This is a genomic window from Pseudomonas bohemica, from assembly GCF_002934685.1.
GTDB classification, from domain to species: domain Bacteria; phylum Pseudomonadota; class Gammaproteobacteria; order Pseudomonadales; family Pseudomonadaceae; genus Aquipseudomonas; species Aquipseudomonas bohemica.
On sequence record NZ_NKHL01000106.1, the window covers coordinates 81,461 to 107,416 of the forward strand.

General features: G+C 58.5%; 25 protein-coding genes and 1 pseudogene. 16 read left to right on the forward strand and 10 right to left on the reverse strand.

Features of this window, described 5'->3' with window-relative positions; genetic code table 11:
- Nucleotides 1-388: 388 nt before the first annotated feature.
- The 5 genes and pseudogenes from CE491_RS31235 to glpT all read left to right on the forward strand — a co-directional run.
- Nucleotides 389-442 (forward strand): annotated as a pseudogene (locus tag CE491_RS31235) (hypothetical protein); the annotation flags it as partial.
- A 6-nt stretch (nucleotides 443-448) separates the two neighbouring features.
- On the forward strand, nucleotides 449-916 hold the full coding sequence (locus tag CE491_RS31240; RefSeq protein ID WP_407681342.1) for a hypothetical protein: 468 nt from the start codon (nucleotides 449-451) through the stop codon (nucleotides 914-916).
- Nucleotides 873-1,130, forward strand: a complete 258-nt coding sequence (locus CE491_RS13050; RefSeq protein WP_110948765.1) for a bacteriocin immunity protein — start codon at nucleotides 873-875, stop codon at nucleotides 1,128-1,130. Before CE491_RS31240 ends, CE491_RS13050 begins: the two co-directional genes overlap by 44 nt.
- 90 nt (nucleotides 1,131-1,220) lie before the next feature.
- A complete protein-coding gene (locus CE491_RS30255; protein ID WP_199885089.1) occupies nucleotides 1,221-2,060 on the forward strand; it encodes a hypothetical protein in 840 nt (279 codons plus the stop codon).
- Nucleotides 2,061-2,471: 411 nt separating this feature from the next.
- Entirely contained in the window at nucleotides 2,472-3,809 is a 1,338-nt protein-coding gene (gene glpT, locus CE491_RS13060) for a glycerol-3-phosphate transporter (protein WP_110948767.1), read from the forward strand.
- A gap of 253 nt (nucleotides 3,810-4,062) precedes the next feature.
- On the opposite strand, the gene CE491_RS13065 is transcribed toward glpT, so the two are convergent.
- The 7 genes from CE491_RS13065 to CE491_RS13095 all read right to left on the reverse strand — a co-directional run bounded on the left by CE491_RS13065 (nucleotide 4,063) and on the right by CE491_RS13095 (nucleotide 12,338).
- A complete protein-coding gene (locus CE491_RS13065; protein ID WP_110948768.1) occupies nucleotides 4,063-4,737 on the reverse strand; it encodes a gamma-glutamylcyclotransferase in 675 nt (224 codons plus the stop codon).
- A gap of 185 nt (nucleotides 4,738-4,922) precedes the next feature.
- Nucleotides 4,923-5,891, reverse strand: a complete 969-nt coding sequence (locus CE491_RS13070) for a CDP-6-deoxy-delta-3,4-glucoseen reductase (RefSeq protein WP_110948769.1) — start codon at nucleotides 5,889-5,891, stop codon at nucleotides 4,923-4,925.
- Nucleotides 5,891-7,357 carry a 4-hydroxy-3-polyprenylbenzoate decarboxylase gene (ubiD, locus tag CE491_RS13075; protein WP_110948770.1) on the reverse strand — a complete coding sequence of 489 codons (1,467 nt, stop codon included), beginning with the start codon at nucleotides 7,355-7,357 and terminating at the stop codon, nucleotides 5,891-5,893. Before ubiD ends, CE491_RS13070 begins: the two co-directional genes overlap by 1 nt.
- A 73-nt stretch (nucleotides 7,358-7,430) precedes the next feature.
- Nucleotides 7,431-9,395, reverse strand: coding sequence for an acyltransferase family protein (locus tag CE491_RS13080; protein ID WP_110948771.1), 1,965 nt, complete (start codon nucleotides 9,393-9,395; stop codon nucleotides 7,431-7,433).
- Between the two features lie 105 nt (nucleotides 9,396-9,500).
- The gene (gene rho, locus CE491_RS13085; RefSeq protein ID WP_110948772.1) at nucleotides 9,501-10,760 is read right to left on the reverse strand and encodes a transcription termination factor Rho; all 1,260 of its coding nucleotides are present in this window, start codon (nucleotides 10,758-10,760) and stop codon (nucleotides 9,501-9,503) included.
- Nucleotides 10,761-10,988: 228 nt separating this feature from the next.
- Nucleotides 10,989-11,324 carry a thioredoxin TrxA gene (gene trxA, locus CE491_RS13090; RefSeq protein WP_110948773.1) on the reverse strand — a complete coding sequence of 112 codons (336 nt, stop codon included), beginning with the start codon at nucleotides 11,322-11,324 and terminating at the stop codon, nucleotides 10,989-10,991.
- A gap of 309 nt (nucleotides 11,325-11,633) precedes the next feature.
- Nucleotides 11,634-12,338 (reverse strand): FadR/GntR family transcriptional regulator, encoded by a 705-nt coding sequence (locus CE491_RS13095; protein ID WP_110948774.1) that lies wholly within the window; start codon nucleotides 12,336-12,338, stop codon nucleotides 11,634-11,636.
- A 266-nt stretch (nucleotides 12,339-12,604) separates the two neighbouring features.
- Between CE491_RS13095 and CE491_RS13100 the strand changes: the two genes are divergently transcribed.
- From CE491_RS13100 to ppx, 5 genes are all read left to right on the forward strand, one after another.
- Entirely contained in the window at nucleotides 12,605-13,390 is a 786-nt protein-coding gene (locus tag CE491_RS13100) for a transporter substrate-binding domain-containing protein (RefSeq protein ID WP_110948775.1), read from the forward strand.
- 41 nt (nucleotides 13,391-13,431) lie between these two features.
- On the forward strand, nucleotides 13,432-14,097 hold the full coding sequence (locus tag CE491_RS13105; RefSeq protein ID WP_110948776.1) for an amino acid ABC transporter permease: 666 nt from the start codon (nucleotides 13,432-13,434) through the stop codon (nucleotides 14,095-14,097).
- On the forward strand, nucleotides 14,094-14,744 hold the full coding sequence (locus CE491_RS13110; RefSeq protein WP_199885094.1) for an amino acid ABC transporter permease: 651 nt from the start codon (nucleotides 14,094-14,096) through the stop codon (nucleotides 14,742-14,744). Before CE491_RS13105 ends, CE491_RS13110 begins: the two co-directional genes overlap by 4 nt.
- Nucleotides 14,731-15,465: an amino acid ABC transporter ATP-binding protein gene (locus CE491_RS13115; protein ID WP_110948778.1), complete on the forward strand. Its 735-nt coding sequence runs from the start codon at nucleotides 14,731-14,733 to the stop codon at nucleotides 15,463-15,465. The genes CE491_RS13110 and CE491_RS13115 overlap by 14 nt, the downstream gene beginning before the upstream one ends.
- Nucleotides 15,466-15,729: 264 nt before the next feature.
- Nucleotides 15,730-17,232: an exopolyphosphatase gene (ppx, locus tag CE491_RS13120; protein ID WP_110948820.1), complete on the forward strand. Its 1,503-nt coding sequence runs from the start codon at nucleotides 15,730-15,732 to the stop codon at nucleotides 17,230-17,232.
- On the opposite strand, the gene ppk1 is transcribed toward ppx, so the two are convergent.
- The gene (ppk1, locus tag CE491_RS13125) at nucleotides 17,219-19,441 is read right to left on the reverse strand and encodes a polyphosphate kinase 1 (protein WP_110948779.1); all 2,223 of its coding nucleotides are present in this window, start codon (nucleotides 19,439-19,441) and stop codon (nucleotides 17,219-17,221) included. The two genes, ppx and ppk1, sit on opposite strands and share 14 nt — an antisense overlap.
- Nucleotides 19,442-19,783: 342 nt before the next feature.
- Between ppk1 and CE491_RS13130 the strand changes: the two genes are divergently transcribed.
- Together CE491_RS13130 and elbB are read left to right on the forward strand one after the other, a co-directional pair.
- Entirely contained in the window at nucleotides 19,784-20,401 is a 618-nt protein-coding gene (locus CE491_RS13130) for a DedA family protein (protein ID WP_234407586.1), read from the forward strand.
- Between the two features lie 72 nt (nucleotides 20,402-20,473).
- Nucleotides 20,474-21,151 carry an isoprenoid biosynthesis glyoxalase ElbB gene (gene elbB, locus CE491_RS13135; RefSeq protein WP_110948780.1) on the forward strand — a complete coding sequence of 226 codons (678 nt, stop codon included), beginning with the start codon at nucleotides 20,474-20,476 and terminating at the stop codon, nucleotides 21,149-21,151.
- Between the two features lie 44 nt (nucleotides 21,152-21,195).
- On the opposite strand, the gene CE491_RS13140 is transcribed toward elbB, so the two are convergent.
- Entirely contained in the window at nucleotides 21,196-21,657 is a 462-nt protein-coding gene (locus CE491_RS13140) for a YaiI/YqxD family protein (RefSeq protein ID WP_110948781.1), read from the reverse strand.
- A gap of 344 nt (nucleotides 21,658-22,001) precedes the next feature.
- On the opposite strand from CE491_RS13140, the gene CE491_RS13145 reads away from it, so the two are divergent.
- Genes CE491_RS13145 through CE491_RS13160 form a run of 4 tightly spaced genes read left to right on the forward strand, consistent with a single transcriptional unit; the run spans nucleotide 22,002 to nucleotide 25,163 of the window.
- Complete coding sequence (locus CE491_RS13145) at nucleotides 22,002-23,405, forward strand: COG3014 family protein (RefSeq protein WP_110948782.1); 1,404 nt, start codon at nucleotides 22,002-22,004, stop codon at nucleotides 23,403-23,405.
- Nucleotides 23,406-23,418: 13 nt separating this feature from the next.
- Nucleotides 23,419-23,790, forward strand: a complete 372-nt coding sequence (locus tag CE491_RS13150) for a YcfL family protein (RefSeq protein WP_110948783.1) — start codon at nucleotides 23,419-23,421, stop codon at nucleotides 23,788-23,790.
- Nucleotides 23,791-23,825: 35 nt separating this feature from the next.
- Nucleotides 23,826-24,416 (forward strand): penicillin-binding protein activator LpoB, encoded by a 591-nt coding sequence (gene lpoB / locus CE491_RS13155; RefSeq protein ID WP_110948784.1) that lies wholly within the window; start codon nucleotides 23,826-23,828, stop codon nucleotides 24,414-24,416.
- Nucleotides 24,417-24,419: 3 nt separating this feature from the next.
- The gene (locus CE491_RS13160; RefSeq protein ID WP_110948785.1) at nucleotides 24,420-25,163 is read left to right on the forward strand and encodes a penicillin-binding protein activator LpoB; all 744 of its coding nucleotides are present in this window, start codon (nucleotides 24,420-24,422) and stop codon (nucleotides 25,161-25,163) included.
- A 133-nt stretch (nucleotides 25,164-25,296) separates the two neighbouring features.
- Here CE491_RS13160 and CE491_RS13165 read toward each other — a convergent pair whose 3' ends face one another.
- Complete coding sequence (locus CE491_RS13165) at nucleotides 25,297-25,923, reverse strand: LysE family transporter (RefSeq protein ID WP_110948786.1); 627 nt, start codon at nucleotides 25,921-25,923, stop codon at nucleotides 25,297-25,299.
- Nucleotides 25,924-25,956 lie beyond the last annotated feature (33 nt).

The window sequence follows — 25,956 nt, forward strand, 5'->3', positions numbered from 1 at the left end:
ATGCCGGGCAGGCCCATCAAGTTCACCAAGCGTGGGCACAGGCATACGCCGATGCTCTAGATGCGAAACTGTGCTCTTATGCCGTCACACAGCTGAATGATAGATCTGCCTCACTCTCTGAACACTACGCAAAGGCAAGCTGGACGACCCAACAAAGCGCAAATAATGATGAGAAACTAAGCCTCAAGAAGTTGGCTGAGACAGGCCGGTTTTGGTCAGTAGTCGCCGGGCCCACTGCGCCAAGCAAGGAGTTCCCTAGTGCGGCAGATAAAGCGAAGGCAGTGGCAGAAAAGTTTTTTACTCGGCAGGCTTCCAAGATATTGGGCCGAGCACTGCCTCGCTTGGCTCTATATCCAACCGAACTGGCTAACAGACCTATGACGTTGAGGAGATCGAAGACTACATATTGGTTTTCCCGGCTGCTTCCGGGCTGGATCCCGTTTATGTCATGTTCAAAAGCCCCAGGTATTTACCTGGGGTGGTTAGCGGCATGGGAGGTCCCGTTGATCCAAGCTGGGAAGCCGCCGCGTCCAAACGGCTAGGTTCATCGATACCGTCGGCCGTAGCAGATGCTCTTCGTGGTAAAGAATATTCAGAATTTCGAAGCTTGAAAAAAGCGATCTGGAGAGAAATGTCAAAACTTCAAGCGATCACTAAAGATATGGATGAGAGTAACATTGCGCTTATCCGAAGCGGCAAATCTCCTATCGTTCCAAGAGGCGAGCGCAAAGGCAGTCGGATTCGGTATGAAATCCATCGCAGAATTCCAATTTCCAAAGGAGGAGACGTTTATGGAATTGATAATCTAGTGTTTAGTACGCCAGCAACCATGACAATATCCACAGAGACTTGCGTCATAAGGAGAGTGCCCAATGAACAATCTCATTCAACACATGAGAGAGGAAGACTTTCTTGAGTTAGTAAAGAAAATCTGCTCTGCCGAACAAATGACTGAGCGGCAGCATACTAAGGCGATTTTAGAATTCGAGAGACTGAGCGAGCATCCGGATGGTTCAGATCTCATCTATTACCCCAAAGCCTTGGCAGACAATTCGCCCGAGGGGATCGTCAATACGATTAAAGAATGGCGCGCAGCAAACGGAAAACCTGGCTTAAAAACTGACAACTAAGCAATCCGGTAGTAAATGCGCTATTGATATAGGGACATTCCAAATGACTCATTACAACACCTTGTTTCAACAGCTCCCCAACGGCTGCAAGTGGAAATTTCTGCGCACCTGGGTTCAACCGCAGGTATGTCAGAGGTTCAGATCGCCACACGATACAAAGACGTCGCTTGGTGGCTGAGGTCCGTAAAGCTCGCAACGCTGCCGCCAAGCTATGCACCTCACAGCGGCCACCTGACTGCGCAGGAATTCAATGGTTTGGGGGCGCCGGTCGGCGTAGCGCCAGAACTCGCTGAAATCCTGAATCAGTTCATTGCCTACGAAAGCTCCTGGCATCTGGACAATTTCGTCCATCAACTGCTGGCGGTGATAACCCAACTGCATGAAGCTGCACGTCAGCAGACTCAACGCGAAGCCGAACAAGCCGCGCGCCAACTGGCCCAACGCCAAGCCGAAGAAGCAGCTCGTCAGCTTGCACAGCGTCAAGCTGAAGAAGCAGCTCGTCTGTACGCTCAGCAGCAGGCTGAGGAAGCGGCGCGCCAATTGGCGATGCGTCAGGCTGAAGAGGCCGCTCGGTTGGCAGCCCGTCAACTTGCCGAGCAACAGACTCACGCATCAGCCCAAGCATTGGCCCAACAGAAAGCGCAAGAAGCAGCTTTGCAGGAGGCACGCCGGGCGTTAGAGATAATGTCCGCAGTCCCAGTTAAACCGGCAGGTGCGCCCGCCCAGACAGCTTCTACTTCTGTAGAGACCGCATCACGTGGACGTGCAGCTCAGGCCATCTCTTTTGTTCCCGGGCCTGCGGCGATGGCTGAAATCGACCGCGCTACGTTGGTGCTCAAGCAAGGTATCGAGGCCGCTCTAACGCAGTATGCACTGGCGATCGCGCCATACCTGAATACACCTGAAATTGCTGCGAACGTTACTCATTGAGTGCGCGCGCGGTGAGTCAAAACTGATGAGAAACGCAGACCGAGGATCTGCGTTTTCCGCGCGTGGCACTCTACCCGATGCCGGAAATCAATACCGCCCAAGCACGCAGTTCCAAGGCTACCGCTTGCGCGACACTGACCTTGCGGTAGTGCCTCAAAACCTGAACGCCTTAAGGCAGAGGGCCGCGATGGTATGGCGCGGACCACCTGGCAGCAACGTTATCGATTCCTGTTCTCAAGAAGACAGATCTGAAACGCAAGCATCCAGATACACATTCACGCCATGTTCATATTCCAACATGTCTGATCGCCTGAATCTGGAGCTTTGATCGACCAGAAGCCTTTCTATTTTCTGTAACGAAAATGTAATATTCGGATTCGCATAACAATACAAAAAATGTGGAGTGTCTCGATGTTTGCCTTTTTCAAACCTGCCGCGCATCAGGCCCCGTTGCCTGCCGAGCGTGTCGATAGCACCTACCGCCGCCTGCGCTGGCAGATTTTCGCCGGTATTTTCTTTGGTTATGCCGGCTACTACCTGCTGCGCAAGAACTTCTCGTTGGCCATGCCTTACCTGATCGACCAGGGGTTTACCCGAGGTGAATTGGGGGTGGCGATTTCGGCAATTGCCATCGCGTATGGCTTGTCGAAATTTCTGATGGGGCTGGTGTCGGATCGCTCCAACCCACGTTATTTCCTGCCTTTTGGTCTGCTGATTTCGGCAGCCACAATGTTTGTGTTCGGTTTCGCGCCTTGGGCGACGTCGAGCGTGACGATCATGTTTACTCTGCTGTTCATCAACGGCTGGGCGCAGGGCATGGGCTGGCCGCCAAGCGGGCGGACGATGGTGCATTGGTGGTCGCAGAAGGAGCGCGGCGGCGTGGTGTCAGTGTGGAACGTGGCGCACAACGTCGGCGGTGGCCTGATCGGCCCGCTGTTCCTGTTGGGCCTGGGTTGGACCAATGACTGGCATGCGGCCTTCTACGTGCCTGCGGCTGTGGCGCTGTTCGTGGCGCTGTTCGCCTTCATCACCATGCGCGATACCCCGCAATCAGTGGGTCTACCGCCGGTTGAGGAGTACAAGAACGATTACCCGGAAGGCTACGATGCGAGCCACGAGGAAGAATTCAGCGCCAAGGAAATCTTCGTCAAATACGTGCTGCGCAACAAAATGCTCTGGTACATCGCGCTGGCGAATGTGTTCGTTTATCTGTTGCGTTATGGCGTGCTGGACTGGGCACCGACCTATCTGAAAGAAGCCAAGCACTTCAATGTCGACACCACGTCGTGGGCGTATTTCTTTTATGAGTGGGCGGGTATCCCGGGCACGTTGTTGTGCGGCTGGATGTCGGACAAGATTTTCCGCGGCAACCGTGGCCTGACCGGCATCGTGTTCATGTTGCTGGTGACTGTCGCGACACTGGTGTACTGGCTCAACCCTCCGGGCAACCCGACGATCGACATGATCGCGCTGATTTCCATCGGCTTCCTGATCTACGGCCCGGTAATGCTGGTCGGTCTACAGGCACTGGAATTGGCACCGAAGAAAGCAGCGGGCACGGCTGCAGGCTTCACGGGGCTGTTCGGTTACCTGGGTGGTTCGGTCGCGGCCAGTGCGCTAATGGGCTACACCGTGGACCGTTTCGGCTGGGATGGTGGTTTTGTGATTCTGGTGGCGGCGTGCGTCCTGTCGATCGTGTTCCTGGCGCCGACGTTGCGGCATACGCGGGTGGCGAGCCAGTCGCGTTAAGCGTGGCATAAGAGGTCTAGCGCGCCAGTGGCTACACGACGGCGAGCTGGCTAGTCGGCCAAGCGGTATGTCAGATAGATAAATGCTGACTGGCTTACCGCGTTCGCTGCCGTCGTAACCTCCGACGTCTCCTACATACCGCGTCGTTCCAAGAGGTGCGAACCACAGCATCGGTCCTAGAATTGCGAGTGACTACAGCATCGGCCCGAGGTGCGAGTGAGGCGGCGTTGCGCTGCGGTTTTGGATCAAGGCGTTAAACCGCCATTACAATCGGCTTACACCGCTTGAATCGCTCTTCAAGGCTCAAATCCGGCATCGCGTGGTTACGCAGTGCATGAATCGTCTGCTCGACATATTCCCAAGTGGTGCCGTAGCGGCCGCTGGCGCTTGCCAATACCTGAGTGAGCACGCTGTCGGGCAGGTTGCCGGCGTAGCTGGGAAGGTGCCGTTCGAGTACGAAACCCAAGGCCTGGACTTTGCTGCCATCTTCAAGTCGACAGCTGAGCCAGTGCGGGCGATAGGAGGGGAATGGCATTTCACGCTCCCACAACGCCAGCAACGACGCCTGGATATTTTCTTCAGGAAGGCGATAGGCGAAACCGCTGCAGGAGCCACCGCGATCGAGGCCAAAAACCAGACCGGGCTGCTCCGGTGTACCGCGATGTTCGTGAGACCACAGGTAGAGGCCCCGATGGTAGCCATACACCCGACCGCGCTGACGCTCCACGGCAGAGCATTCAGGGCGCCAGATCAGCGAGCCATACGCAAACAACCACACAGGACCGCCGTCGTGCCGGCTCATGGTGGCGCGCATGGAGGCAAGGAGTTGTTCGCGGGTCAGTTTCGGCCCAAGGTCGATAACGGGTGGATAGGACAGCCCAAGACCGTCGTGTACGGCCTCCACCAAGCTATTGATTTGATTCTCCATCTGGCTCCCTCACTGGCTGAAATAATGCCAGTGCAGTGCTGAACACTTTCAAAGCGGCTCGGGCAACAGTGAATCAACACTCTGCGGTTGCTGCGAGCAATGTGCAGGTCGAAACGCCTTAAAATGACACCTGCCCACATTCTGATGCAATTAACTCTCCACCGCTGCTGCCGTCGGGCGAACGGTCAGCTGCGCGGTGCGTAGGCGAATACGTCGGCGCGCATCTGGTGGGCATCCATTCCGGCGACGACCAGGGCGTCCAGTGTGGAATAGACCATCGCAGGGGAGCCGCTGGCGTAAACGTAAATGGATTTCAGATCGGCGAAGTCTTCGCAAACCACCTCGTGCAGCATGCCGCAGCGACCTTCCCAGCCACAAAGGTCACTGACGATTTTATGCAGGTACAGGTTGGGCAGGGTTTTCCATTCGTCCCAGTGCTTGAGCTCGTAGAAATCCTCGGGGCGGCGCACGCCCCAATACACGTGCACCGGGTACGGGAAGCCCTTGGAGCGGCAATGCTCGATCAAGCTATGCATCTGGCCCATGCCGGTGCCCGCAGCGATCAACACCAGCGGGCCGTCAGGCAGCTCACCCAAATGAGTGTCGCCAAACGGCAGTTCGACGCGGGCCATGCCCTCACGCTGCAATTGCTTGATCAGACTTTGCGCGCTGGCTTCGCGAGCCAGGACGTGAAATTCCAGGTCGCGGCCGCTTTCCGGCGACGAGGCCATGGAGAAGGCGGATTTCTCGCCGTCATCGCGCTCGATCATCAGGTACTGACCGGCGTGATAGCGCGGCGGCTTGCCGGCCGGGGCGCGCAGCATCACGCGCCAGACATCGCCGCCGACTTCGACGCACTCGGTCACCTGGCATGGGAACTTGCGCACCGGTAATTCCCCTAAGGGCAATACGCTGTCCCACAGCACTACACAGTCTTGCTGCGGCACAGCCAGGCACGTGTAGATTTCGCCATGGCCCTTGACCTCGCCCGCTTGCTCGACACTGCCTTCGACCAATAGCGCAGAGCAGATATGGCAGTTGCCGTTGCGACAGCTTTGCGGACATTCGTAGCCCAGGCGCTGGGCGGCATCGAGGATCCGCTCGCCGGGGAAGGTCTCAAGTACTGCACCCGATGGCTGCAAGGTTACGCGCATCAATCTATTCCCAGCTGATTCCAGATATCGTCGATCCGGCGAGTGACGGCTTCGTCCTTGACGATGGCGCGACCCCATTCACGAGTAGTCTCGCCCGGCCATTTATGCGTGGCATCGAGCCCCATCTTCGAACCCAGCCCTGAAACCGGCGAGGCGAAATCGAGGTAGTCGATCGGTGTGTTGTCGATCATCACCGTATCGCGTTTGGGGTCCATGCGCGTGGTGATCGCCCAGATGACGTCGTTCCAGTCCCGGGCGTTGATATCGTCGTCGGTGACGATAACGAACTTGGTGTACATGAACTGTCGCAAAAACGACCAGACACCCAGCATCACGCGCTTGGCATGGCCAGGGTACTGCTTCTTCATGGTCACTACGGCCATGCGATACGAGCAACCTTCGGGCGGCAGATAGAAGTCGGTGATCTCCGGAAACTGCTTCTGCAGGATCGGCACGAATACTTCGTTCAGCGCCACGCCCAGAATCGCGGGCTCATCCGGCGGACGCCCGGTATAGGTGCTGTGGTAGATCGGCTTGATGCGGTGCGTGATGCGCTCGACGGTAAATACTGGAAAGCTGTCGACTTCGTTGTAGTAACCGGTGTGGTCGCCGTAAGGCCCTTCGTCGGCCATTTCGCCAGGGTGAATCACGCCCTCCAGCACGATTTCCGCACTCGACGGCACCTGCAGATCGTTGCCACGGCACTTGATCAGCTCGGTGCGGTTGCCACGCAGCAAACCAGCGAAGGCGTACTCAGACAGGCTGTCGGGCACGGGCGTTACAGCGCCGAGAATCGTCGCGGGGTCAGCGCCCAGTGCCACGGAAACCGGGAATGGCTGGCCGGGGTGTTTGTCGCGCCATTCCTTGAAATCCAGCGCGCCGCCACGGTGGCTCAGCCAGCGCATGATGACTTTGTTGCGGCCAATGACTTGCTGGCGGTAGATGCCCAGGTTCTGCCGTTCTTTGTTCGGGCCTTTGGTGACGGTCAGACCCCAGGTGATCAGCGGGCCGACATCGCCGGGCCAGCAGGTCTGCACCGGCAGCATGCCCAGATCGACGTCATCGCCTTCGATGACCACTTCCTGGCAGGGGGCGTCCTTGACGACTTTCGGCGCCATGGAGATGACTTTCTTGAAGATCGGCAGCTTCGACCAGGCGTCTTTCAGGCCCTTCGGCGGCTCAGGCTCCTTGAGGAAGGCCAGCAGCTTGCCGATCTCGCGCAGTTCTTCGGTCGATTCGGCGCCCATGCCCATCGCCACGCGCTCCGGCGTGCCGAACAGGTTGCCCAGCACCGGAATATCAAAGCCCGTCGGGTTCTCGAACAGCAATGCCGGGCCCTTGTTGCGCAGGGTTCGGTCGCAGACTTCGGTCATCTCCAGCACTGGAGAAATGGGCACCTGAATGCGTTTCAACTCTCCGCGCTGCTCAAGCTGCTGCACGAAATCCCGTAGATCCTTGAATTTCATTAACCCGGCCACTTAACAAATAGATGCACATCCTACCTGCTCTGACGGCCAACAGCAGCTGTCGAACGTGCAATCAGCCGCCTGGAACGGCATTTTCGCTGAGGAAAATCGGCGCCAGCAGAGGCTTCATGCGTTCGGCGCCATAATCGGAAAGGTGATCTTCGTCCTTATATTGGGAAACTCCGTCCAAGGCGGCACGACAGATGCCGTCCGGACACATGATAGGAGCCGGATCGAGCACATGCACGTTCGGGTCGGCAGCACTCAGGCTGGCAAATAGCTGACTGATGAAACGCTGTCGCGCCACATGCTCGGCTATCGGACGGCCAACGTCGTCCGCTGAACGCCCAACCATTGCAAGGCTGCTCAGTCGCGCGATCGTGCCTTGTCGCTGCAGAGGCACCTCTTTGACCAGCCAGACCTGCGCACCTGTCTGTCGTACGCTGGCAACGGTCTCCTTGATCTGCGCTGCCAGACGCTGCTCGGCGACCAGACGGCTGTCGTGCTTATAAATCGCGTTGCGCATGTCGCCGTCTTCCGCCCCATAAAGGTAAAGACTCCAGCGTGCGGCGAGCACGACATCGTGAATCTGCTTGTGCTGGATCAGATCAATGACTCGCTTATTGAAGTCCCCACACTGCTTGCGCGATACCTTGCCCGGAATAGGCGGACAGCCCGATAGCGATATCAACCAGGCTGGCTCGCCATAGCGTTCAGCGTCCGACTTGATCGCTGGCAACAGGTGAGCCGCATGGCTATCCCCCCAAATCAACAGCGCGGGCGAATCCTGCCGATCCGGGCCGAAACGACAGACCTTCTTGGGCTCCTTGCTATCGCTGTCCATGAGGCATTGCAACTGACCGGCCTGCCACTCTCGCGAGTCGGCATATGCCTTGGCTTGCCCCGAAAGTCTGCTGGGTATGCCATTGGCAGACCGAATAACCTGCCCCACAGTCGCCAGCACGACAATGGCTGCCAGCCCGCCAACCAATATGGGTTTTATGCCTGCGAGCAGGCGCCGATCCCGAAACGGCAATTCAACGAATTTCCAGCTCAGGACAGCTAGCACGACACACAAGACAATCCAGAGCAGTGATTCCCCCCAGCTCATGGCATCTACCGATACCGCGTTGGCGTACACGAACACCGGCCAGTGCCACAGATAAAGCGAGTAAGAAATCAGCCCCACGCCAACCATGGCTGGATGACTGAGCAATCGCGCGACACCCGTCTGGCGATGGCCGTTGCCCCATATGATCGCCACCGTTCCCAGTACCGGCAACAGCGCCGCCCAGCCGGGAAACTGCGTGAATTTGTCCAAATCGAACATTGCACAGAGCACCGACAACAGGCCCAACCCGCTGACGGCTTCATAAACCCAAGGTATGAATCGCGACACAGGCGAGGGTACTACCGCCAGCATGGCGCCGCATAACAGCTCCCACGCCCGCATCGGAAGCAGGAAAAACGCCGCGTCCGGGTTGCGATTGATGACCCAGACATTCAGCCCAAAGGACAGGAGCAAGACGCCGAATAAAGCGATGCGCCAATGCTTGAAGAATCGGGTCAGCACGACCATGAGCATCGGGAAGAACAGGTAATACTGCTCTTCAACTGAAAGCGACCAGGTGTGCAGCAGCGGTTTGAAATCCGATGCCGGATTGAAATAGCCGTCTTGCCTCATGAACAGAATGTTGGACATGAAGGTGGCCTGATAACGAACCGCCCTCCCCAGCTGCGAAAAGTCCTTGGGGGTCAGCAGTAGCCAACCGACAACAAGACAGGCCAGCAACACCACGCTCAAGGCGGGCAGGATGCGGCGAGCCCTGCGCGCCCAGAAATCAACGAAACTGAAGCGTCCTGCGTTGATTTCCCGAAAGATGATCGAGGTGATCAGGAAGCCCGAGATGACGAAAAATATGTCGACGCCCACGAAACCGCCGCTGAAGGCACCAAATCCGAAGTGGTAAAGCACAACGGGTATGACAGCCAGAGCCCGCAGTCCGTCAATATCACGACGAGTGCCAAAGGTGTGCATGACGCTCCTTGTCCGCTTTCTTGTTATAAAAAGTCAAAAAAAAATGGTGCCCCAAAGGGACACCACTTTGCTACAGCCGTTCAGCGCATGACGTGCGCCTCTGCGTTACTTGCGCTTCATCGACAAGAAGAACTCATCGTTGGTCTTGGTCTGTTTCAGCTTGTCGACCAGGAACTCGATGGCAGCGACTTCATCCATCGGGTGCAGCAGCTTGCGCAGAATCCACATGCGTTGCAGCTCATCGTCGGCCGTCAGCAACTCTTCGCGGCGAGTACCGGATCGGTTGATGTTGATGGCCGGAAAGACGCGCTTTTCAGCGATCTTGCGATCCAGAGGCAGTTCCATGTTGCCTGTGCCTTTGAATTCCTCGTAGATCACTTCGTCCATCTTCGAACCGGTTTCAACCAGCGCGGTGGCGATGATGGTCAGCGAGCCGCCTTCTTCGATGTTGCGAGCGGCACCGAAGAAGCGTTTTGGTTTTTCCAGGGCGTGGGCGTCGACACCACCGGTCAGTACCTTGCCGGAGCTTGGAATAACGGTGTTGTAGGCGCGAGCCAGACGAGTGATCGAGTCGAGCAGGATGACCACGTCTTTCTTGTGCTCGACCAGGCGCTTGGCCTTTTCGATCACCATTTCGGCGACCTGCACGTGACGGGTTGGTGGTTCATCGAAAGTGGAGGCAACCACTTCGCCGCGCACGGTGCGCTGCATTTCGGTCACTTCTTCCGGACGTTCATCGATCAGCAGCACGATCAGATGAACTTCAGGGTTGTTACGGGTGATGTTCGACGCGATGTTCTGCAGCATGATGGTCTTGCCCGCCTTCGGGGGCGCAACGATCAGACCACGTTGACCTTTGCCGATCGGGGCGCACAGGTCGATGACGCGACCGGTGAGGTCTTCGGTGGAACCGTTACCGGCTTCCATCTTCATGCGAATGGTCGGGAACAGCGGCGTCAGGTTTTCGAACAGAATCTTGTTCTTCGCGTTTTCAGGACGGTCGAAGTTGATGGTGTCGACCTTGAGCAGTGCGAAGTACCGCTCGCCTTCCTTCGGTGGGCGAATCTTGCCAACGATGGTGTCGCCGGTGCGAAGGTTGAAGCGGCGGATCTGGCTCGGCGAGACATAAATGTCGTCCGGGCCGGCAAGGTAAGAGGCGTCTGCAGAGCGGAGGAAGCCGAAGCCATCCTGGAGGATCTCCAGCACGCCATCACCCGAGATTTCCTCGCCGCTTTTAGCGTGCTTCTTGAGCAGGGAGAAGATCACATCCTGCTTGCGCGAACGGGCCATATTTTCTATGCCCATCTGTTCGGCCATTTCGAGCAGATCGGTAATAGGCTTTTGCTTGAGTTCAGTCAGGTTCATATAGGAATGACGTAATCATGTATGGAGGGGGAAATTAAGCTTTTGGCTTAATGAGGCCGCGCCGCAGAGAAGGCGACAGGATCGCGTACAAATCGAAAGGAGAGCGTCGGCGACGGCTAGCAGGGGGCAACGGAGAAGCCGTTGCGGGGCCGAATGTACCACTTGATTTTCCAAGCGTCTAGTGCAACGCCTGAAAAAAGCCCCGCTATTTGCGGGGCTTTTGCGCCATCAGATGTTGGCGTCGAGGAAAGCTTGCAGCTGGGACTTGGACAGAGCGCCCACCTTGGTCGCCGCGACTTCACCGTCCTTGAACAGCATCAGGGTAGGAATACCGCGCACGCCATGCTTGGCCGGGGTTTCCTGGTTTTCGTCGATGTTCAGCTTGGCGATGGTCAACTTGCCTTTGTACTTCTCGTCAGCAGAGATATCGTCCAGAACCGGGGCAATCATTTTGCATGGGCCACACCACTCAGCCCAGTAATCAACCAGCACAGGACCGGAAGCCTTGAGGACATCGGCTTCGAAGCTCGCGTCGCTGACGTGTTTGATAAGGTCGCTACTCATGAGATTTCTCCGAGGTCATTAGGCAAAAAAACGTGGACCATCATAACTGTGTCACGCCGTGACAGGAAGGCGGAGGCGATTGTCTCTTGCTATGGATGCCGATGACTACGCTTATTGAAGTGACTTGGCCTGGCTTCTGACTGGAGGCTGCCCGGACGTATCGGCGATCTGAAGATCACCCAAGAGTAACTGTGGGAGTGAGCACGCTCCCGACTGGTGGCGCATCCACCGCAGGCGTTGGATCCTTAAGGCAGCCTTCTGGGCAAGCTCACTCCCGCATGTCACGCGTCCATATTTCCATGGCTGTATTCAGGTCGAAGGTGCAACGAAGACGATGCCGGTTCTCAGCGCGGCGCCTCTTATATGTTCCTGCATCGCCTTCTGCGCAGGGCCCGAGGCGTTGCGCGCGAGGGCGCGGAGGATCTTGCGGTGCTCCTGCCAGGTTTCCATCGCCCTGCCCGCCCGGATGAACGGCAACTTCTGGCTCTCCAGAAAGATATCCGCGCTGGCCGTGATGATGCCCAGGATCGCCTGATTACCGCTGGCTACCAGAATGCGCCGGTGAAAGTCGAAATCCAGTTTGGCAGCGCAGTCGAAGTCCCCGGCCTTTAATTCCAGGCGCATGGCTTCGACGTTGTCCTCCAGCACATCGCGCTCATCCGCGGTCAAGGTCACCGCTGCCAGGCCGGCAGCAAAGCCTTCGAGCGCATAACGAAGTTGAAAGGTTTCAGAAGGCGACGCGTGGGCCGCGTAAGGCCAGGAAAAACCACTCGTGCGCCGTTCTGGTTCAGAAACCGCCTGAACGAACACGCCTTTGCCGGGCTGCACACTAACCACGCCCAGCGCGCTCAACGAAGACAGCGCCTCACGCAGTGAAGCCCGGCTGACCCCCAGCCGAACCGCCAGATCCCGCTGCGAAGGCAGGCTGTCGCCGGGACCATAGCCCTGCTCGGCGATCAGTTTGCGGATCGCTTGAAAGGCCGCTTCGGGTACCGCAATCGGGCTCGGATGCATGGAATTCAGGCGTGATAATCGTCAAAAATTCCTCTTTTATAGTCATCCCACGGATTCGGCAAGCGACGCCCAAGCAAGGGGCGCCGGGGCTTTGAGACGCGCCAAAGCGGGGCGAGCGATTTGCCAACTGTTCAGACCAGTTAGACCGCCTCATCGCTGAAACCCGCATTCCTTGGTCGCGAATTCGCGAATGGCATGGGCTGTGCACTGGTGGTTCGTCATTACACACGCTTTGCCTACACACTCGTTCGATTCGGAGACGTCACATGACCAAGCGTTACAGCGCTCTGCTTGCCGCCCTGTTTGCCAGCCTGATGCTCGGCCAAGCCCCCGCCCACGCCAATGGCCTTGACGATGTGACCACACGCGGCACGCTGAAAGTCGCCGTACCCCAGGACTTCCCGCCCTTCGGCTCGGTCGGCCCAGACATGAAACCGCGAGGTCTGGATATCGACACGGCGCAGCTGATCGCCGACAAACTCAAGGTCAAACTGGAGCTGACTCCGGTCAACAGCACCAACCGCATCCCGTTCCTGACCACGGGCAAGGTGGACCTGGTGATTTCCAGCCTCGGCAAAAACCCGGATCGTGAAAAAGTCATCGACTTCTCCCGCGCGTACGCCCCTTTCTACCTCGCCGTGTTCGGCCCGCCTGACGCTGCGATCAGTGGCGTGGACGACCTGAAGGGCAAAACCATCAGCGTCACCCGTGGCGCCATCGAAGACATCGAGCTGACCGCCGTGGCGCCTAAAGAAGCCACCATCAAGCGCTTCGAGGACAACAACTCCACCATTGCCGCCTACCTGGCCAATCAGACCGACCTGATCGCCAGCGGCAACGTGGTGATGGTCGCCATCAGCGAGAAAAACCCCAAGCGCATCCCGGCGCTGAAGGTGAAGCTCAAGGATTCGCCGGTCTACGTCGGCGTGAACAAAGGTCAACCGGAACTGCTGGCCAAGGTCAATGAAATCCTCGAAGCGGCGAAGCAGGACGGCGCGCTGGAAAAGAATTCGCAGACCTGGCTGAAGCAGCCTCTGCCTGCCGATCTCTGATCGCTGCTCTTTAGTCACTGCATCTGATCCGGGGCTTTTAGATGGCTTATCAGTTCGACTTCATTCCGGTCCTGCAAAATGCTGACCTGCTGCTGCGCGGCGCCTTGTTCACCCTTGAGCTGACGGCCATCGGCACCTTGTTGGGGGTCAGCGTCGGCATCGTCGGCGCGATTGTCAGGGCCTGGAAAATCCAGCCGTTCTCGGCGCTCTTCGGCGTCTACGTCGAGCTGATACGCAACACGCCGTTTCTGGTGCAGTTATTCTTCATTTTCTTCGGCCTGCCGTCGCTGGGGCTGCAGATTTCCGAATGGCAGGCCGCCGTGTTGGCGATGGTGATCAACCTGGGCGCGTATTCCACCGAGATCATCCGCGCGGGCGTACAGGCGATTCCTCGCGGGCAGCTGGAGGCTTCGGCGGCGCTGGCGATGACGCGCTTGGAGACCTTCCGCTACGTGGTGCTGGTGCCTGCGCTGGGCAAGGTCTGGCCAGCACTGAGCAGCCAGATCATCATCGTCATGCTCGGCTCGGCGGTCTGCTCGCAGATTGCCACCGAGGAGCTGAGTTTCGCGGCGAACTTCATTCAGTCGCGCAACTTCCGCGCCTTCGAGACGTACATCATTACCACGCTGATTTACCTGTTCATGGCGCTGATGATCCGCCAATTGCTGGGCTGGATCGGTCGCCGCTACATCGCGAGGAACAGCTGATGGATTTCACGCTCTGGGACATCGTGCGTAACCTGCTCACCGGGCTGCAATGGACACTGGCCCTATCGCTGGTGGCCTTCATTGGCGGTGGCGTTATCGGGTTGATCGTGATGACCCTGCGCATCTCCGAGACCTCGGCATTCCGCACTCTGGCCCGCTGCTACATCGAGCTGTTTCAAGGCACACCGCTGCTGATGCAGTTGTTTCTGGTGTTCTTCGGCGTGGCGCTGATGGGTGTGGATATCTCGCCCTGGGTCGCGGCGTTGCTGGCTCTGACGCTGTTTACCAGCGCATACCTGGCTGAAATCTGGCGCGGTTGCGTGGAGTCGATTTCCAACGGCCAGTGGGAAGCGTCGGCGAGTCTGGCGCTTACCCCTTTCGAGCAGTTGCGCTATGTAATCCTGCCGCAAGCCCTGCGCATTGCCGTAGCGCCGACCGTGGGGTTTTCGGTGCAGGTGGTCAAAGGCACGGCCGTGACCTCGATCATCGGCTTCACCGAATTGACCAAAACCGGCGGCATGCTCGCCAACGCTACGTTCCAGCCTTTCATGGTCTACGGCTTCGTCGCCCTGGGCTACTTCCTGCTTTGCTATCCGTTGTCGCTCAGCGCGCGCTATCTGGAAAGGAGACTTCATGCCTCTGCTTAGAATTTCCGCCCTGCACAAGTACTACGGCGACCACCATGTGCTCAAAGGCATCGATCTGAGTGTCGAGGAAGGCCAGGTCGTGGCAATCATCGGCCGCAGCGGCTCGGGCAAGAGTACCTTGCTGCGCACGCTCAACGGCTTGGAGTCGATCAACGACGGCGTGATCGAGGTCGATGGCGAATACCTGGACGCTGCTCGCGCCGACCTGCGCAGTCTGCGGCAGAAAGTCGGGATGGTGTTTCAGCAGTTCAATCTGTTCCCGCATTTGACGGTCGGCGAGAACGTCATGCTCGCGCCGCAAGTGGTGAAGAAGGTCTCCAGGGCCGAGGCGACCAAGCTGGCGAAAGAGATGCTCGAACGCGTGGGGCTTGGGGAGAAATTCGATGCGTTTCCTGATCGCCTCTCGGGTGGACAGCAGCAGCGCGTGGCAATTGCCCGGGCGCTGGCGATGTCGCCAAAAGTGTTGCTGTGCGATGAAATCACCTCTGCGCTGGACCCGGAACTGGTCAACGAAGTGCTCAGCGTGGTGCGTGCACTGGCTAAAGATGGCATGACTCTGATCATGGTGACCCACGAAATGCGCTTCGCCCGCGAAGTGGGGGACAAACTGGTGTTCATGCATCAAGGCAAGGTGCATGAGGTGGGCGATCCACGGGAGTTGATGGCCAATCCGAAGACACCGGAGCTAGCGAATTTCATCGGGTCGGTTGAGCAGGTTTGAGCCTAGGCGCGCATTTCGCAAACGACACACCAGCTGTGGGAGTGAGCTTGCTCGCGAAGAGGCCAGTACATCCACCTTATGTGTGAGACCTGAACGTCAGCCTTCGTGAGCAAGCTCACCCCCACAGGGCGATGAAGCCTTTTGCAAGAAAGCTGGATACCGGCAGAAACATCTGCCAGGCCTTTGATGTTTATCTGTGTGCCGTTTGGCGCCAGTGATGGTTCGTGGCACGATGTCGAAGTTATCGACCGAGACCTTTTGACCATGCCGCCATCCACAGCCAAAAACCTCTCGCTGATCGCCGCGATCGACCTGGGCTCCAACAGCTTTCACATGGTTGTTGCCAAAGCGAATCAGGGTGAAATCCGCATCCTTGAGCGGCTCGGTGAGAAAGTGCAACTGGCCGCCGGAATCGACGAGGAGCGCAAGCTCAACGAAGAATCCATGCAGCGCGGGCTCGATTGCCTCAAACGTTTCGCCCAACTGATCAACGGTATGCCGCCTGGCTCCGTGCGCATCGTCGGCACTAACGCCCTGCGCGAAGCGCGCAACCGCAACGAATTCATTCATCGCGCCGAAGAAATCCTCGGCCATCCGGTCGAAGTCATCTCCGGCCGCGAAGAAGCGCGCCTGATCTACCTTGGCGTCTCCCACACATTGGCTGACACACCGGGCAAGCGCCTGGTGGCGGACATCGGCGGCGGCAGTACAGAGTTCATCATCGGCCAACGCTTCGAACCCTTACTGCGCGAAAGCCTGCAAATGGGCTGCGTGAGCTTCACCCAGCGCTATTTCAAAGACGGCAAGATCACCCCGGCGCGTTACGCCCAGGCCTATACGGCGGCGCGGCTGGAAATCATGAGCATCGAACACGCCCTGCATCGCCTGAGTTGGGATGAAGCCATTGGCTCGTCCGGCACCATTCGCGCCATCGGTCTGGCGTTGAAGGCCGGCGGACACGGCAGCGGCGAGGTAAACGCCGAGGGTCTGGCGTGGCTCAAACGCAAGCTGATGAAGCTGGGCGAAGTGGACAAGATCGACTTCGATGGCCTCAAACCCGACCGCCGCGCGATCTTTCCTGCGGGGCTGGCGATTCTGGAAGCGATTTTCGACGCTCTCGACCTGCAACGCATGGACCACTGCGAAGGCGCGCTGCGTGAAGGCGTGCTGTATGACCTGCTGGGTCGCCATCACCACGAAGACGTGCGCGAACGCACGCTCAGCTCGCTGATGGAGCGTTATCACGTCGATCTGGAACAGGCTGCACGCGTCGAGCGCAAGGCGTTGTCGGCGCTGGATCAGGTCGCCAAGGCGTGGGAGCTGGAAGGCAACCTGTACCGTGAACTGCTGAGCTGGGCGGCCAAAGTGCATGAGGTAGGCCTGGACATCGCCCACTATCACTACCATAAACATGGCGCGTACCTGATCGAGCACTCGGATCTGGCGGGGTTCTCGCGGGCGGACCAACAGATGCTCGCGCTGCTGGTGCGCGGCCATCGTCGCAATATTCCCAAGGACAAGTTCGCCGACTTCGGCGATGAAGGCGTGAAGCTGATTCGTTTGTGCGTGCTGTTGCGCTTCGCGATCCTGTTCCATCACATTCGCGGCACCCAAGAGATGCCGCAACCCGTGCTGACCGCCAGCGGCAATCATCTGGACATCCTGTTCCCCGATGGCTGGCTGGAAAACAACCAGCTGACTCAGGCCGATTTCGGCCTCGAAGCCGACTGGCTGACCCGAGTCGGGATCGTCCTCAGCGTACACTGAGGACCGGGTTGCTCAACTTCTCCAGAAGCATCGCCTGCACGTTGCGGGCGTTCTGGTTGCCGGTCGGCGTGCTGCGCAGATAGCGCCCGTCCGGCTGCAGCAGCCAGGCGTGGGTGTTGTCGGTCAGATACCCCTCCAACTCTTTCTTGACCCGCAAAATCAGCTTCTTGCCTTCGACCGGGAAGCAGGTCTCGACGCGTTTGTCGAGGTTGCGCTCCATCCAGTCGGCGCTGGAGAGGAACATCTGCTCGTCGCCGCCATTGAGGAAATAGAACACGCGAGTGTGCTCCAGGAAGCGGCCGACGATCGAGCGCACCTGAATATTATGTGACACCCCTGGCACGCCCGGTCGCAGGCAGCACATGCCGCGCACCACCAAATCGATCTTCACACCCATCTGACTGGCCTTGTACAACGCGCGGATGATCTTCGGATCGGTCAGGGAGTTGAACTTGGCAATGATGTGCGCAGGTTTGCCGTCCGTCGCGAACTGAGTCTCGCGAGCGATCATGTCGAGCATGCCCTTCTTCAGGGTGAACGGCGCATGCAGCAGCTTTTTCATACGCAGCGTTTTGCCCATGCCAATCAGTTGGCTGAACAGTTTGCCGACGTCTTCGCACAGGGCGTCATCGGAGGTCAGCAGGCTGTAGTCGGTGTACAGGCGGGCGTTACCGGCGTGGTAGTTGCCGGTCCCCAGATGCGCGTAACGCACGATCTCGCCCGCTTCACGACGCAGAATCAGCATCATCTTGGCGTGGGTCTTGAAGCCGACCACGCCGTAGATCACCACCGCCCCCGCCGCTTGCAGACGGCTGGCCAGTTGCAGGTTGGACTCTTCATCGAATCGCGCACGCAGCTCGATGACCGCCGTCACTTCCTTGCCGTTACGCGCGGCATCCACCAGCGCGTCGACGATTTCCGAGTTGGCGCCACTGCGATACAGCGTCTGGCGCACCGCCAGCACATGAGGGTCTTTTGCCGCCTGGCGCAGCAAATCCACTACTGGAGTGAAGGATTCGAAGGGGTGCAGCAGCAGAATGTCCTGCTTGCTGATCACGTTGAAGATGTTTTCGCTGTTTTGCAGCAGCTTCGGAATCGCCGGGGTAAACGGCAGGTATTGCAGTTCCGGGTGACTGTCCAGACCGGTGATGCTGAACAGACGTGTGAGGTTCACCGGGCCATTGACTTGATACAGCTCGGTCTCGCTCAGGTTGAACTGCTTGAGCAGGTAGTCCGACAGGTGTTTGGGGCAGGTGTCGGCCACTTCCAGACGCACCGCATCGCCATAACGACGGGAGAACAGCTCGCCACGCAGCGCGCGGGCCAGGTCCTCGACATCTTCGGAGTCCAGCGCCAGATCGGCGTTGCGGGTCAGGCGGAACTGGTAGCAGCCCTTGACCTTCATGCCCTGGAACAGGTCGTCGGCGTGAGCGTGAATCATCGACGACAGGAATACGTAGTTGTCGCCAGCGCCGCCGACCTCTTCCGGCACTTTGATGATGCGCGGCAACAGGCGCGGAGCCGGAATGATTGCCAAGCCCGAATCGCGACCGAAGGCGTCGATGCCTTCCAGCTCAACGATGAAGTTCAGGGACTTGTTGACCAGCAACGGGAACGGGTGCGTCGGGTCCAGGCCAATCGGCGTGATAATCGGCGCGATCTCGTCGCGGAAATAACGGCGCACCCAGGTTTTAAGCTTGGTGGTCCAGTTACGCCGACGAATGAAGCGCACCTGATGCTTTTCAAGTTCAGGCAACAGAATGTCGTTGAGAATTGCGTATTGGCGGTCGACGTGGCCGTGGACCAGCTCGCTGATGCGCGCCAGCGCCTGATGCGGCTGCAGGCCGTCGGCACCGGCCTGTTCACGGGCGAATGTGATTTGCTTTTTGAGGCCCGCGACGCGGATTTCGAAGAATTCGTCCAGGTTACTGGAGAAGATCAGCAGGAACTTGAGCCGCTCGAGCAAAGGATAGGACTCGTCCAGTGCCTGCTCGAGTACGCGAATGTTGAACTGCAGCTGCGACAGCTCGCGATGGATATAAAGGCTGCTGTCGTCCAGATTGGGGATCACGATCGCAGGCGCGGGCGGCTGATGCGGCTCGACGGCCGGTACCACCTCGATGGTCGGTTCGACCACGGATGTGACCTCCCGGGACAGGGTCTGGGGTTCAAGTTCGATTGCGGCTTCGGTGGTTCCTTCGGTACTCATGAATAATCCTGTAAGGCTATTGCCCTGTAACAGTTGGGCCGCGGGACGGCCGAAGAGATCGATCTGTCGATCCCTTCACGACATAAGGGACGATCAGCAGCGCGGACCGGTCACACCGGACTCCTGCAGGCCCCGGCGCGCGGGCAAACGTGACAGTTATAAGCCAGCATTATGACTCCTGCATGACAGACCGATGTCCACCATACCTCTTAGGACTTAAACGTGCTTTCCAGACGACAAATCTGCGGCGGCTGTAGGAAACTTTAACGCGGTGACACATTTCCACACTTTCCTGAATGTCTTCGGCGCGTTAGGCTGCGCGTTCATTTCGCCAGCACCCACATGATGCTCCAGCATTTTTTACAAGAATTTGGCTACTTCGCCCTCTTCCTCGGAACCTTCTTTGAAGGTGAGACCATTCTGGTTCTCGCTGGATTTCTGGCGTTCCGTGGGTACATGGACATCAATCTGGTCGTGGTGGTTGCCTTCTTTGGCAGTTACGCAGGCGATCAGCTCTGGTATTTCATGGGACGCAAGCATGGCCGCAAGCTTCTGGCACGCAGACCGCGCTGGCAATTGCTCGGCGACCGCGCGCTGGAACACATCCGTCGGCACCCGGACATCTGGGTGCTGAGCTTTCGCTTTGTCTACGGTTTACGCACGGTCATGCCGGTTGCCATTGGTCTTTCCGGCTATCCGCCTGGGCGTTATCTGTTGCTCAACGGTATTGGTGCGGCAGTCTGGTCAGCGGCGCTGGGCGCGGCAGCCTACAAATTCGGCGCAGTACTTGAAGGTATGCTTGGCAACGTCAAGAAGTACGAGCTGTGGGTGCTTGGCGCCTTGCTGGTCATTGGCGGGCTGCTGTGGATCTGGCGCCGAATCAAGAACGCCCGCATTGCCAAGGAAGCCAAACTCGCAGTGCCCGCCACGGTCGAAGTCAAGAACCGGCCAGACGAGTAGCATCCCGAAAGCGCAATTCACTGCGATTGCGCGTAGCTGTCCCATCTGGATCGCCCACGAGAGGGAACAAGCATGAGCAAGAGAGTAGCCGTCATTCTTTCCGGCTGCGGCGTCCAGGACGGCGCGGAAATTCATGAAAGCGTGCTCACCCTGCTGCGTCTGGACCAGCGCGGCGCCGAGGTGAAGTGCTTCGCGCCGAACATCCCCCAGCACCACGTGATCAACCACCTGACCTGCGAAGAAATGCCCGAGACGCGCAACGTCTTGGTGGAGTCTGCGCGTATTGCCCGAGGCGCGATCGAAGACATTCGCGAGGCCGACATCACCGAATTCGACGCGCTGATCATTCCGGGCGGTTTCGGCGCGGCGAAGAACCTGTCCAACTTCGCTGCCGAGGGCCCCAGCTGTAAGGTTCAGGCGCAAGTATTGGCCATGGCGGAGGCATTCGCTGAAGCCGGTAAACCGATCGGGCTGATCTGCGTATCCCCGGCACTGGCCGCCAAGATCTACGGCCCGGGCGTAACCTGCACCATCGGCAATGACCCCGCCACAGCAGCGAAGATCACCAAAATGGGCGGCAAGCACGAAGAGTGCGAAGTGGGGGATATCGTTGAAGACAAGAGCCGCAAGCTGGTGAGCACCCCGGCTTACATGGTCGCCAAGTCCATCGGCGAGGTGGCGACAGGGATCAACAAGCTCGTGGATCGGGTGTTGGAGTTGGTGCAGGAGAACGAGGAAGTTTCAGCCTGACACTTCTCTCTGAGCCGGCTTGGCTGGCTCCTACACCTAGTCGGTCAAGCCGGATACTCTCGCGCCAACCGCGTTAGAATCCGGTCCAGTGAGTTGGCGAACGCCTGTTTCTCGCGATCGCCATAAGCACCCTGCCCGCCACTGGCCTGCCCCTGCTCGCGCAGATCGGTAAACAGGTTGCGCACGGCCAATCGCTCGCCCATGTTCTGCGGGTCGAATTCCTTGCCGCGCGGGTCCAGCGCGGCGACGCCCTTCTTCACCAGTCGATCGGCCAGCGGCACATCGCTGCAAATCACCAGCTCCCCCGCAATTGCGTGCTCGACCAGATAATCGTCGGCGGCGTCCGGCCCGCTGGGCACGACGATCAGCTTGACCAGCGCAAAACTCGGTTTGCTCAGACTTTGACCCGCCACCATCACCACTTCGAACTGACGCTTTAGGGCGAACTTGATGACCTGGTCCTTGGCTGCCTTCGGACAGGCGTCGGCATCGATCCAGACGCGCATGATTTAACTCCGTGATCAGGTTTTTCATAGGAGTTCGCCGCTTCTGGCCCTCCGAATGCGACCATACAGCACCACCATTTGGTCTCAACCAAAAATTGTCAGTCGATAGCTCGGCTCAGCTCTGCAAGCCTCAGACTCTTCCGTCAGAAATATCCGAAAACATCGTGCGCCATCAAAAAGCCATTGTATTCATCGCCCTGCTCCTTATAATCCCCCGCCGCCACTTTGTGGCATTCAGCCATCACTCGACGGCTGCACTCATCGGAAGCAAATCGCTCCCTCAAATGGAACTCCACAGCCGGATGTCATGACGACGCTGGCCGTTACTTCAAGGACCGATCTCGATGCTCCCCCGCACCCTCGGCATACTCGTGCTGATCGTCGCTGTGCAATTGACCGGCTGTGCCGCGTTCCGCAGTTACGACACTGAGTTGCAGCAAACCAATCAGCAACTCACCAGCGGCAATGTCGACGGCGCGCTGATGCTGCTGGAAAAACACAACACCAGCGATGACAAGGACCTGCTCTACTACTTCGAGAAGGGCGAACTGCTGCGCTCCAAGGGTGACCTGGCAGGCAGCCAGACCGCTTGGCGCCACGCCGATCAGAGCGTCATTGCCTGGGAAGACGCAGTCAAGCTGGACAGCGGCAAGTACCTGGCCCAGTTCGGCAGCTATCTGGTCAACGACAAGGTCCGCCGCTACGAGGGTTATGACTACGAAAAAGTCATGCTGACGACGCAGATGGCGCTGAATCTGCTGGAGAAGAACGACTTCGACGGGGCCCGCATCGCGATCAAGAAGACCCACGAGCGTGAAGCCGTCATCGCCGAGCTGCGCGACAGGCAATACCTCAAGAGCGAAGAAGAGGCCCAGAGCCACGGCGTGACGTTGCAGTACAAGGACCTGAAGGGCTATCCGGTGGAATCCCTCGATGATCCGGAAGTGGTCGGGCTGAAAAACAGTTATCAGAGTGCGTTCAGCCATTACCTCGCCGGCTTCGTCTATGAGGCGCTGGGGGAAAAGGATCTGGCCGCGCCGGGCTATCGTCAGGCCGCCGAACTACGGCCTAACACACCGCTGCTGGATCAGGCGCTGATCGACCTGGACGCCGCTGGCAGCCAGAACACCGGAACCGACGGCAGTGAAGTGCTGCTCGTGCTACAGACCGGCTTCGCCCCGGCGCGGGACTCGATTCGTATCCCCCTGCCCTTGCCGATCGACAACAACCTGGTGATCACCACACTGTCATTTCCGGTCATCAGGTCCGACACTTCGACGCCCTTCTTCAATCAGGTGGGCATAGACGGTCAGCCGGTCAATCTGACTGCGCTCAACAGCACCACCGCCATGTCGCGCCGCGCCCTGCGTGACGATATGCCCGGCATTCTGGTGCGCACGACCGTTCGTGCAATCAGCCGCGGCGTGGCCCAGAAGAAACTCAACGAGGTCAACCCGCTGGCTGGCCTCGCGTTGGGCATCGCTTCGGCTGTGACCGAAGGCGCTGACACCCGCACCTGGCGCACGCTGCCAGACAACACGCTGGTGGCACGTATTCGCCTCAAGCCTGGTGAGCATCAGGTCGTCCTGCCCTCGTCGCTGGGTGGCACTCACGTGCGGCTCAAGATCGACCGGCCATATCAAGTGGTCACCCTGCGCGCCATCGGCAATCAGGTTTACAGCGGCGGGCTCGCGGCGCAGGTGATCCCGTCGAATCCGCCACAAGCCGTGGCCATCAACATTCCCTGAACGGAGAGAGTTCATGCTTCGCAAGCTTTTCGGCCTGATGGCGCTGGCGTTGCTCGCCGGCTGCGCCACGCCACCACCGCCAGCCCCCGACAGCGCCGCCAGCAAGGTCGTCGCCATGGGCAGCCTTAAAAACATCGAGATCGGCCCGATGCGCGTCGCCCGTGAAAACGGCTTCATGACCGTCAACGTCTCGCTGAACAACACCAGCCGTTACAACAAGACGTTGTATTACCGCTTCGCCTGGCTGGGCAACGACGGCTTCCCGGTCGCTGAGCCGGAAGCCTGGAAGAGCCTGACGCTGTATGGCGCTCAGAGCAGCTTCCTGCCTGCCATCGCCCCGGTTCCGAAGGCCACTGACTTGCGCCTCGAAGTCAAAACCCCCTGATCGCTCCCTGTTCGCTCAGCCAAAGAGACCTGCACATGCCGTTCATTCGCCTCTCGCTCGTTGCCGCCGTCGCCCTCCTGGCCACCGGTTGCGCCAATAACTCGCCCGCTCTGGGCAGCAAGAACATCAGCTACGGCGATACCAAGGCCGTTGAAACCGTTACCAACGAGTTCGGCTCCACGGACTTGCAGATGATCGCCGAGAGCATGACCCGCTCCCTGGCGCAGTCCGGCACCCTGCAAGGCCGTCCTGTAGTGCAGGTCTACGACGTGAAGAACAAGACCAGCGAGTACATCGACACCCGCGAGATCACCACGTCGATCAAGACCCAATTGATGAAGTCCGGTACCGCCCGTTTCGCCAGTGACAACACCGACATGCAGAGCCAGGTCGATCAACTCAAGCTGCAGAACCAGAGCGGCCTGTACAAGCAATCGACCGTCAGCAAGACCGGCAACATGGTCGCCGCCAAGTACCGTCTGGAAGGCTCGATCAGTTCCATCGTCAAGCGCAGTAGCGATTACAAGGATGTCTTCTACAAATTCAGCCTGCAGTTGATCGATGTCGAAAGCGGCCTGGCTGAGTGGATGGACGAAAAAGAAATCCGCAAGACCACGGAGCGCTGACCGATGCGTGCATGGATCGGAATTCTCGGCCTGATGTGCGCGTTTGGCGGCCAGGCGGCCCCTAAAGTCGCAGTCACCGACATGGCGTTCGAACAGCAAGTGAAGGAGTACATCCATACCGTATCGGCGCAGACCAGCTTTCACGCCAACGCCTACAGCGCCAGCGGTTCGGCCAGCTACAACGAGGACGAAGCGCGCAATACGTACATCGAGCAGGGCGAGCTGCGCAAATTCAGCGGCGACATCAAGGGCGAGATTCTCAAGTCCGGAATGTTCCAGCTCGTACAAGGGACGCCATACACCGCTAACGCGAAGGAAGACGTGTACGACGTCATCAAGCGCATCAAGAACGGCAACTTCAAGGGCGCGGACTACGTGCTGTTCGGCACCGTGTCGGACATCGACTTCCGTCAGGACGTCAATGAAATCGCCAATACCAATACCCATTCCGCGGTACTGGGGCTGACGCTTGTGGGTGATTTCAGCCTGATCAACACTCGCACTTTCGAAATTACTTCGGCCTTTACGGCGATGGGCGAAGGTCAGGACACCAAGCTGGTCAATGGTAATGACGTGCGCGTCACGCCCAATCGCGGTCGCGTGGTGAAGGAAGTGTCCAAATCGATCGGCATGGATGTCGCGCGTCAGCTGCGTGAGCAACTGCGGGGTGAGGTGGAGTATTCACAGGAACAGCCTGCGCCACGTAGCAATTTGCCGCGTGACGAGGCGCCGAAGATTCTGCGTTGATCTTAAGGCCTACGCATATCAACTGTGGGAGTGAGCTTGCTCACGAATGGGAACTACAACCGATACATCTCTAGCGGTTGAAATTCAGCATTCGTGACCAAGCTCACTCCCACAGGTCTTTTATCGTCCCACGTTATGCGCGATGCAGCGTCGCCAAAAACGCCGCCGCACTGACGAACAATCCGGCAAACGTGCGGTTCATCCGGCGTTGCTGCCGGGGGGTCTTGAGCAAGCGCAACACCTTCGAGGCAAGCCCTGTATAGCCTGCCATCACAATCAGATCCACGCAGACCATTGTCACGCCAATAGTCAGGTACTGCGGCAGCAGTGGCAGTTGGGTGTCGATGAATTGCGGCAGGATCGCCAGCATGAACACCAGCGCCTTGGGGTTGCTGATGTTGACCAGAAAGCCGCGTGTGACCAGCGCCAGCGGCTTGCCGATGGGGCGAATGGCAGAATTATCGGATAGATCGCTCGGCAGCGCGCGCCATTGCTTCACGCCCAGATAAACCAGGTACGCGACGCCAAACCATTTGATGAGGGTAAACGCCATTGTCGAGGTGGCCAGCACCGCGCCCAGACCGGCAGCGATAATTGCAATCTGAACGATGAGCGCCAGTTGCAGACCCAGCGCGTTCCAATAGCCGCGCCAAAACCCGTATTGCAAGCCGCTGGACATCGACGCGATGGCGCCAGCGCCCGGAGAAAGACTGATGACCCAGCAGGCGGCGAAGAAAGCCAGCCACGTTTCGAGCGACATTGCACACCTCAGGCAGAATCCAGAACTGCTCCT